7 protein-coding genes are annotated in these 10,014 nt (G+C 35.3%); 2 read left to right on the plus strand and 5 right to left on the minus strand.

What is annotated here, in order from left to right:
* Nucleotides 1-1,672 precede the first annotated feature (1,672 nt).
* Nucleotides 1,673-2,068, minus strand: coding sequence for an STAS/SEC14 domain-containing protein (locus AFK68_RS24535; protein WP_094675861.1), 396 nt, complete (start codon nt 2,066-2,068; stop codon nt 1,673-1,675).
* A 1,168-nt stretch (nt 2,069-3,236) separates the two neighbouring features.
* A complete protein-coding gene (locus tag AFK68_RS24540) occupies nt 3,237-4,988 on the minus strand; it encodes an ABC transporter ATP-binding protein (protein ID WP_256386645.1) in 1,752 nt (583 codons plus the stop codon).
* Between the two features lie 384 nt (nt 4,989-5,372).
* Between AFK68_RS24540 and AFK68_RS24550 the strand changes: the two genes are divergently transcribed.
* Entirely contained in the window at nt 5,373-5,786 is a 414-nt protein-coding gene (locus tag AFK68_RS24550) for a hypothetical protein (RefSeq protein ID WP_210407601.1), read from the plus strand.
* A 306-nt stretch (nt 5,787-6,092) separates the two neighbouring features.
* Entirely contained in the window at nt 6,093-6,584 is a 492-nt protein-coding gene (locus AFK68_RS24555) for a peptidoglycan-binding protein (RefSeq protein WP_094675865.1), read from the plus strand.
* A 750-nt stretch (nt 6,585-7,334) separates the two neighbouring features.
* Here AFK68_RS24555 and AFK68_RS37295 read toward each other — a convergent pair.
* The 3 genes from AFK68_RS37295 to AFK68_RS24565 all read right to left on the minus strand — a co-directional run bounded on the left by AFK68_RS37295 (nt 7,335) and on the right by AFK68_RS24565 (nt 9,913).
* Entirely contained in the window at nt 7,335-7,499 is a 165-nt protein-coding gene (locus tag AFK68_RS37295; RefSeq protein WP_168186638.1) for a hypothetical protein, read from the minus strand.
* Between the two features lie 175 nt (nt 7,500-7,674).
* Nucleotides 7,675-8,103, minus strand: a complete 429-nt coding sequence (locus AFK68_RS24560) for a universal stress protein (protein ID WP_094675867.1) — start codon at nt 8,101-8,103, stop codon at nt 7,675-7,677.
* 301 nt (nt 8,104-8,404) lie between these two features.
* Nucleotides 8,405-9,913: a sodium:alanine symporter family protein gene (locus AFK68_RS24565; protein ID WP_210407602.1), complete on the minus strand. Its 1,509-nt coding sequence runs from the start codon at nt 9,911-9,913 to the stop codon at nt 8,405-8,407.
* Nucleotides 9,914-10,014: the final 101 nt, after the last annotated feature.

Raw genomic sequence — 10,014 nt, forward strand, 5'->3', positions numbered from 1 at the left:
TAATAGTTCAACTCTTGCAGGTTCTCTTGAATACTTCATATCTAATAATTGCCAAGAGATGAATTAATAATTTTCTGCAAAATTTTAATTTCAAACTTGCTATTAAGGTTAGAGTTTTATTTAAGTTTTCAGACTATATTCAAAGCCCTAATATTAACTAAAATATGGCAAAAAGCTTAAGTATTTATACCATTTTGATAAATTTTTACTACAGATAGGCAGGTAATTTTTTAGGAGTCAGGAGTCAGGAGTCAGGAGTCGTATGGGAATAGCTTTGATGCCATTGATTAGTTCATATTCGATCTTATTAGTCAAATGGACATCTCCTGTAAAGTCTTTTTCTTGCCCTTATTATTCGTAACATTCTTTTTTCAAATTGGTATTAGCAGTTTGCTAGACTCTTATAGCAATTACCAAAAGTAATGCTGTACTTCAGCTTGACTTCAGAAGTCAAATAGTTACCAAGATTAAAAGTCTATTTTTGACAATTATTAGTCGGTTAGTATTGTTTTTTCCTACTTTTAACCTCTCCCGTACAGACGTTGTATGCAACGTCCCTACCCACACTTCCCCACGCAATCATAATATAGTATTTTTTTTGAGAAATGGTATTATACAGGAACTGCGTTATCAGCAATTAGCTAAGTAAATTATGCAAAATTAATTACAGATACTCTAGATACTCAACACCCTATACTGTAAAAATCAAAGGGAAGAAAATTAGGTAATTAATTTTGCCTAGGCACTTATATTGAGCAATAATTATGAGAATATAAATCCCTATCTAAAGTTATCTCTATTCTCTTTTTTCAAAGCTAAAAGTTGAATGCTTACTAAAAAGCTGAAAACAATATTACCTAATACTAAATTCAAACAAGATAGTTCATTAATGGATAATGGATAATGGATAATGGATAATGGATAATGGATAATTACCTCTCCCTTTTAGGGAGAGGATTGACCAATAAGGAAAAAAAATTATTTTTTCCCCTTTCAAGGGGAGGCTTTTAACCTAAATGATTTAATTAATAATTATTAATTATTCGGTAAAGTGACTGGAGGTAAAAAGTAGGAAATAGGGAAAACTTTCGCTCTCTAATTATCCCGTATTGCCAAACTAGCACCTCCCCTTAAATACTAAAAAAATTTAAGATAAAAGTCTTTTTTTTACTGGTATAACTGTCAAGCGATTAGCTATTTTTAACCTTTTAAATTAGGTTTAAGTAAATAGAGTGATGAACTGAGCTATGGAAAACTTTAACCCTTAATATTCCACCTATAAATAGGGTTTGCTGAAAAAGTCTTTTTTAAGGAGTAGGGGAGCGGGGGAGTAGGTAGGGACGTTGCATGCAACGTCCGTACGGGAGTAATTTTTGGCCTCAACTATGCGCCCAAAATGCTAACTTTTTGATTTTTCGGGAACCGTGCATAAAGAGCTGAAAACCAAGGTATTTCAGACCTAAAAAGGCACTTACCTTTATCTGTAAATGCTTTGAGATTTAATCAGCAAGCCCTAAATAAAGGATTAAAATTATTAAATCCCTAACTCAGCTTTTAGTGTAATTTTTTTTGGTTTTCAAATCAGTCTCTTCCTATATTTGACTCAATTTTGCATGATTTTTCAGTTGATTTAGTGACAAATTATTATCTAGATAGGATAAAAGTTTCAGGTTTAACTTTGTGGAATTAATTGTGTATTACTACTTATTATCCATTCTAAAGCCTGGTCTTTTTCTGACCAATAAAAACATTTGATCTCTATCTTGGCAATATTGCTAAAAATTTTATTACTAACACCAGCCAACTTATGTGCCCAAACTTGGTCAGATACAACTGCTTTTTTCTCAAAATATTTCAGATGTGGGAAAGCAAATTTTAAGTCTTCCCATAAACCTGCCATAGATATTCCTTGAAACTTTTTAACTTCAACATAAACTCGTAATTTAGGTTGAGATTTTAATCTTTCCTCAACTAAAGTTTTCATTTTTTCAATGTCGCTTGTTTCAATTTTCCCATCAATACTAAGACCAATGATGTTCTGATTTGCTAGAGGTATAATTTCCATCATAGTAGTTTTCTCCTTCTGAGATACTTCTAATTTTAATCTGTTATTTTTTGGTAGAGCTTCCTAAGATTTTTTCTCCCTTTATACAGTGGTTATGATTTCTCTATTTCCTCAATTTTTCCCTATTAATTTACTTGAAAAACTTTGAAAATTTTCGCTAAAACTTGGCTGATTTGACTACATTTTCATAACTATCAGCGCTCAAACAATTTCATACTCAATCTAATCCAATTGATATCTGAGTAGTTTGATTTCCCTCCTAAATATTAGCCTGGATTAATAACTGAAAATAATAAACTCTTTTGCATTTAAACGACTTATTGTTGTGTGCTTCGTTAAAAAGAAAATCTTTATTACCTCTGACTTGCTAAGATGCATTTAAAATGTGTCTTAGCTTAACCGTAAGTTTTAGAAATTAAATCTACTTGCTTAATTTGTTCTATTTCATTATAGATGCCAATCCCAAATATCTATAAGCTTGAGATTTCCTATTCCTAATTTATCTGTGAAGGTTATAGATTTTCTATCATCTGAATAAAAACTTTCAGAGGTTTAATATTCCACAGACGAAGAATTACACTTAAAACTTAGGAAATCCTTTTTTTCGCAGATTTACTTTTTTTACAGTTATTGTAGAATCTGAGCATAGAATAAAATACTCACCCATTTCTGCCATAGCTTGTTTTAGTTGAGAGTTAAATTTAGCTGCCAACTTAAACTATTTGCCTAATACCTTGCAATATTTCTATAGTTTAGCTTGACTACTACCTTGAAAATAAGGGGATAAACCCACAAATTTTTCCCAAATAAATTGACCTACTCAGATTACTTCGTCTATTACTGAGTATTAAGTTTTATTAGCTTTAAATTTAAACTTCAAAGCAAAAGGTATCAACCTAATACTTACTCTTAAGCTACAACTTAACTTTAACGCAAGTAGATTAAAACTGCCACCAAAGAAGTTCATTTGTTTACATTTATTAAAACAAGCGAGTAGTTTTTTATCCCCCTGCTGAAGTAGAGAATATTTGGGAGTTGCAAATATTGTTTACTGAAAAATATAAGTATATATAGCAATCCTACTTTAGTTGTAATATTTTGGTGGTAGGGGCGAATTCTCCCCTACAGTAGTAATGACTATAATTGTTAATTGCTGAAGAGATAAAAGATATTAATTAAACTGCTTTTGATAAAAACGAGTGTAAAGTTCACCTTTTTCTAATAATTCTGCGTGGGTACCTGATTCTAAAATTTCACCATTTTCCATAACCAAAATTCGATTAGCACGTCGCACAGTTGCCAACCTATGTGCAATAATAAATACTGTCCTCCCCTTCATCAATCTTTCCAAAGCTTCTTGTACTAAATATTCAGATTCAGAATCAAGAGAAGAAGTAGCTTCATCTAATATTAATATCCTTGGATTTTCTAATACTGCACGAGCGATCGCTATTCTTTGTCTTTGGCCTCCAGATAAATTAACTCCCCTTTCTCCTACCCAAGTTTGATAACCTTTCGGCAACTTACTAATAAACTGATGAGCATTAGCAACTTTAGCTGCTTCTTCCACAGCATCAATATTATAATCTAGTTGCCCAAAAGCAATATTTTGTGAAACTTTTCCCGAAAATAATGTCACCTCTTGAGGCACAATTCCAATTTGTCTTCTCAGACTTTTAAGAGTCGTATCTTGAATATTAATATCATCAATTAATATTTCCCCAGACTGAACATCATAAAATCTAGGAAGCAAATTTACAAGTGTAGTTTTTCCCGCTCCAGAAGCACCCACCAAAGCAATTATTTCTCCTGAATTTACCAACAAATTCATATTTTTTAAAACCTGCTTTTCAGGATTATAAGAAAAACAAACATTCTTATACTCGACTTTTCCCATTATGGCAGGAAGAGATATCGCGTCTGGTTTTTCTATAACTTTCGGTTCAATTTTTAACAATTCAAAAATCCTGTCACAAGAAGCTTCACCTTGTTTAAAATCACTATAATTACTTGTTGTCAAAGAAATCGGATCGATTAACAAAGCAACACCCGTTACATAACTAATAAAACCCTCCCCAGTCAGATTTCCTTGAGATATTTGCCACCCTCCCAAAAAAAACAAAAAAACCACACTCATTGCTTCCAAAAAACCTACCACTACAAACTGAAGAGCTTTAACCTTTTCTGCCATATATTTTGCTTGTCGGTTTTGTTCAGCTTCCACAGAAAACTGAGCAATTTGATACTCCTCAGCAGCAAAAGCTTGAACCACTCTAATACCACTAAATACCTCTGTTATTAAAGCCGATAAATTAGAAATGTGATTTTGACTTTTGTGGGAAAAAGAAAGTAACTTCTCTCCAAACCAACCTATTAACAATGCCATCAAAGGAGCAATAATTAAAGTTGCCAAAGTTAACTGCCAATTCAGATAAACCATGTACCCTAGCACAACAATTAACTGTAAAATGCAAGGAACAAATTGGTGAAAAAACTTATTAATAACCTCTCCCGTCCGGTCAATATCTTCCGTAATTCGATAAGAAAGGTCTCCAGTTTTTGAGTTTTCAAAGTAACTAATATTAAGTCTTTGTAGGTGAGAATAAACTTGTTTACGCAAATCTAAAGCAATACTTAAAGCCGCTTTTGCCATGAGAGTATCTTGACCATACTGCACAGTACCCTTAATGAGAAAAATGATAGCTGCTAGACCAGCAAGTTGAGCGATCGCCCCCACATCTCCCCTGCCGATATAACCTGCCATTTCACCCATTAGCCAAGCTAAAATAGGCCAGAAAATAGTAAAGATTAATGTACAGGCCAATGCCTTGACAATTGTTGGCCAATATTTATATATATAAGGTAAAAGCTGCCAATAATTGGAGCTTGATTTTAATATGCCAAAGTTAATTTGATGTTTCAAAATATAAAATTTCTATATTAAATATAAAAAAACTTGCTTTTAGTGATTTAAAATGATAGAACAATTTTAACGTCAAGTTGTAGGAAAGTGTGGTGGCGTCTAATCGTCCATCCTCCGCATTACAGGCCAGCTCAATTTTATTTGGCAGTTTTACTTGAGTTATATAATTTCTGTGATATTCTGTATATGCCAATTTCATACTTAATTTGTTAGATTGTTGGCATAGGCTGGGAGTACATCTACCTAAACCCCAAAAATCAATATTTACATCTACTTTAAAGTCCCGCTTCAGAGGTATCTTTAAAAATTGGGATGTAATATTTATTAATCAGGTAAAATCCTGTTTTTAAGTAGTTCATTTAATTTGATTAAACAGAGGAATTTATGGAAACATTAGCATTTTCCCATTTAGCCTGCAGTGCAGAAGACTCTGATCATAAAGAGTATACTGTTTGTGTAGATTTCAAAAAGCTATCTACCGCTGGTGCAATGGGTTTACTATCTGCCGCTACTTTAGCTGGAGCAATGAGCTTCACTGCTGATTCTGCTTCTGCTTATGGTGGTTATGGCTATGGTAGCTATGGTCGCTATGGTGGCTATGGTAGTTATGGTGGTTCTCGTAGCTATGGTCGTAGCTCTGGTCACTACTATAAAAAAGTTGTTAGTAGCTCCTACAACCGTTCCTATGGTCGCTCTAGTGGCTATGGGCGCTACGGTCGCTACGGTGGTTATGGTGGCTACGGTGGTGGCTACGGTGGTGGCTGTGGTGGCTACGGTGGTGGCTGCGGCTGTTACTAAGCTTTTGATAGCCTCAAAGTCCATAAATAGTAAAGTAATTGTGGACTTTGATAATTTTTTTGAATATTCTGCATAAACAATCTACCTAACATGGTAGCCTAGTAATGCAACTAGGGAAATCATAGGATTTCCTTAGTTAATATTCTAAATTTAACTAAATCCGTTGGAGTAGTTTACTTCACGGCATTACCAAGAATAAAATCTACTTTTTTTGAGTGTCGCACTGCAAAAGATACCCAGAATGCTATAAGCCAAGTGGGTAGGCACTCACAAAAAAAATGTCAAATATTACTCATCCGAGGAGTTATGGAAACATTAGCATATTCTCATCTAGCTACCACAGAAGAAAGTTCTACAGTTGAACCAACCTTTGAAGGAGTGAACTGGAAAAAGTTCTCTAGCTTAGGTATGATGGGTCTTCTATCAGTCGCTACTATTCTAGGTGCCCTCAGCACAACTGCTGATTCCGCTGCTGCTTGTTATAACCCTTGTCGTGGTTATGGTCATGGCTATAAGTCCCACGGTAAGCGACATCATCGTCCTCGCTATCGCCATGCTGCTTACCATGGTCATCGTCGTTACCGTCGTCATGGATATTATCTTCACTATGGTAGCCGTGGACACAGAGTTGCTAGGTTACAACACCAACTAGGAGTTATGGGCTATTTCCATCATCACCGTGCCACTGGTTATTTTGGCCATAAAACTAAGTATGCAGTTCGAGCATTCCAACGTGATGTTGGCTTAAGACCAGATGGCATTGTTGGACCTCGTACCAGAGCAGCTTTAGGTTTTTAAAGATAAAAATTTAGCTTTAGTGCTGATGAGGTTGAAGAAACTAAGAAAAATCATAGTTTTTCACCTCACAGTTATTCAAAGTCATAAATGTCATACCAGGAGCAACAACCTAAATAAATTGCTTCTGGTAATTTTCATAAGCTTATATATAATACTCCTACGCCAACTTTACAGTATGTCTTTGGCTTCTACTTTTCTAGTACCTGTATCCTATTGGACAAGAGCTGGCTTTAGGAACGGAATGCTTTACCGCCCTGTGTTTTATATATCTAGCTAGGTTTTGTTTAATCGTCACAAATCATAATGATACTTAGTAGGACAAGAATGATTCCTGTCTGATATTGCCCATAGAATTAAAATCGGTGGGAATTCCACCTAGGTGATCTGATATTAACATCATTCTTGCTACTATGTATGAGAAACTTTGAAAAAAGGCGTTGCTAAATCAAAGGATGAATCTTTACGGAACAGCTAAATTCCTTCTTTTTCTTCCTCTACTTTCTCTTTCTCTAAATCTACAATTTATCCCACAAATATACAACGCCTGAAAAAAATATCTTTAAGTGATTTAGGTAATGTTTCAGATTCTGTTTTTACCCCTTGGCTAACCTTAAGCTTAACTTGGAAGTTACCCGATCTGCAAATTTGGAACACTTTCTGTTCTGACTGTTCCCCATAGAAATATCATGGTCTAGAAAAAAACAGTTTTCTAAAGTATTCAAGCAGTCGTTAACAGAGGTTGACTAACTTCTATAATGTCCTTTTTTCAGTTTTTTGCCAAGGTGGATTAGCAATATACTCACCATAAAACAAACTAAATTTCCAAAAAATTTTCAGCCAATGGAGAATAGTTTGTCTAATATATTGAATGAGTGTGTGGTATTGATTGACCCCAAATGTAGGAGTTCTTAACATATTTCCTACTCCTCTATCTAGTGGAAGGTAGTTCTATATATTATTGTATGATCCCGACTAATCATTCAGGATAGTCCTCTTAACTAAAGTTAATAAAGAGTAGGTTAAGATTCAAAACAACTAGATTTTTACTTCTATGAGGAAAAATCTAGTTTTTGACTCTGATGTAATAAGCTCACTTGCGCAGGACTAAAACAGGACAATGGGAATACCTGACAACCCGTTCAGCAACAGATCCCAATAAAAATCGACTAATACCAGTATGTCCATGGGAAGGGATTATAATCAACTCCACTTTTTTTTCCTGAGCATAGTCCAATATTTCTGGAGCGGGATTTCCGATCACCACACTGAAATTAATACCCTCATATTCCTTTGCTGAAAATTTTTCGTGAAACGCCTTTTCCACCTGCTGTTTACGACTCTGGTCATCAACAGTATGCCACCTTACTCCTGGTTCAACAGGATTAAGATGGGGCAAGACATGAAGCACCCATAAATGAGAGGTATCTGCAACAAATTCTAGAGCCACATTAATTGCCTCAATAGATTCATCGGAAAAATCTATGGGCACAAGTACGGAGTTTTTAGGAAATATACTCATTGCTTTTTTGATAGTGGAAGAAGGAAGAAGTAAGAAGGAAGAAGGAAGAAGGAAGAAGGAAGACTGAAGTTGAGAAAATTGGATAGGGGTATTTTATCCAACTCGCTCTACTTCTACAAACTCCAACTATTTGTAGATACTACGAGTGAAGGTGGGATATTAAACCCATCAAGGAAAAGATAAAAAGGAAGAAGGAAGAAGGAAGAAGGAAGAAGGAAGAAGTAAGAAGGAAGAAGGAAGAAGGAAGAAGGAAGAAGGAAGACTGAAGTTGAGAAAATTGGATAGGGGTATTTTATCCAACTCACTCCACTTCTACAAACTCTCCTTTTCCGAGACGACTCATATAATTTTGCAAATCCTTTGCTACTTGACCACACAAAAAATAACCTCCCAAAATATTAGGAAAAGCCATTGACAGTAAAGTAGCATCACTAAAATTAATTACAGAAGATGGGTTAGATACCGAACCGACAAAAGCAGCAACCAAAAACAAGATTTTGTAAATAATTAACCCCTTACCACCAGACAAATAATCCCAACAACGTTCGCCGTAGTAACTCCAAGAAATCATCGTGGAAAAAGCAAAACAGAAAACAGCGATCGCTAATAAAATTGGAAACCATGTCAAAACAGTACCAAAAGCAGCAGAAGTTAACTCCGCCCCTTTCTTCGCTTCCCGCAAAGCAGCAAACTCATCAGCATTATATACCTTAGTAATAACAATCACCAAAGCAGTCATATTGCAGACAACAATAGTATCAATAAATGGCTCCAACAGTGCAACCAAACCCTCACGAATAGGTTCATCAGTTCTGGCAGCAGAGTGAGCGATCGCTGCCGAACCCACACCAGCTTCATTAGAAAAAGCAGAACGTTGAAACCCTTGAATAATTACACCAATAACACCCCCCTCAATTGCCTTGGGAGCAAAAGCACCAGAAATAATAGTAGCGATCGCCCCAGGAATTTCGGTAATATTAGCCAGGAGAATAAATAGGGAAGCCAAAACATAAACTAAACACATCAAAGGTACAAGAGTCCCTGCCACCATACCAATACGCTGAATACCACCAATAATTACCAACCCGACTAAAACTACCAGAACCAAACCATAAACCCAACTAGGTAAACCTGGTAATACAGTAGAAACAGCTCCATAAGACTGATTTGCTTGGAACATATTAGCGCCACCGAAAGCAGCAGAAATACACAATACAGAGAATACTACAGCCAGCACTTTACCTAAAGTTCTCTGCCCCATTTCTGCTAAACCTGCGGATAGGTAGCGCATCGGTCCACCAGAAATAGTACCATCAGGTTTAATAATGCGATATTTTTGAGCCAGGGTACATTCAACAAATTTACTGGTCATCCCAAAAAAACCAGCGATCGTCAACCAGAATGCAGCCCCAGGTCCGCCTATACTAACAGCTACAGCCACACCTGCAATATTGCCTAATCCTACAGTTCCTGACAATGCTGCAGCCAAAGCTTGGAAGTGGGAGATTTCTCCTTGATCATCAGGGTCGTCGTATCTGCCTCTAACGATATCAATAGCGTGTTTAAAAGCACGAATATTGATAAATTGCATCCTAATAGTAAAAAAAATTGCACCAATAATTAACCATAAAACAATTAAAGGAAAACCAGCTATACTAAAGAAAAGAATGCTAAATATTACATTTACAAAACCTGAAAAAGTTTGATCTATGCTTGTAATGAAACTATTTGCTGTTTCTGGTTCTGATGCTAAAGCAACAGTTGGTATTAACAGAAACAGGAAAATATAGAGCCAAATTCGTCTTTTCATTTTCAACTTTACCAGTTAATCATTTTTCTTAACTAAACACTTATACCATGAAAGTCTAAATTTTTCAGGTATAGTCAAGGAATTATTCAACTTTTCTATTA

Origin of the sequence: Hydrocoleum sp. CS-953 (assembly GCF_002260545.1) — a bacterium.
In the GTDB taxonomy this organism is placed as follows: Bacteria; Cyanobacteriota; Cyanobacteriia; order Cyanobacteriales; family Microcoleaceae; genus Trichodesmium.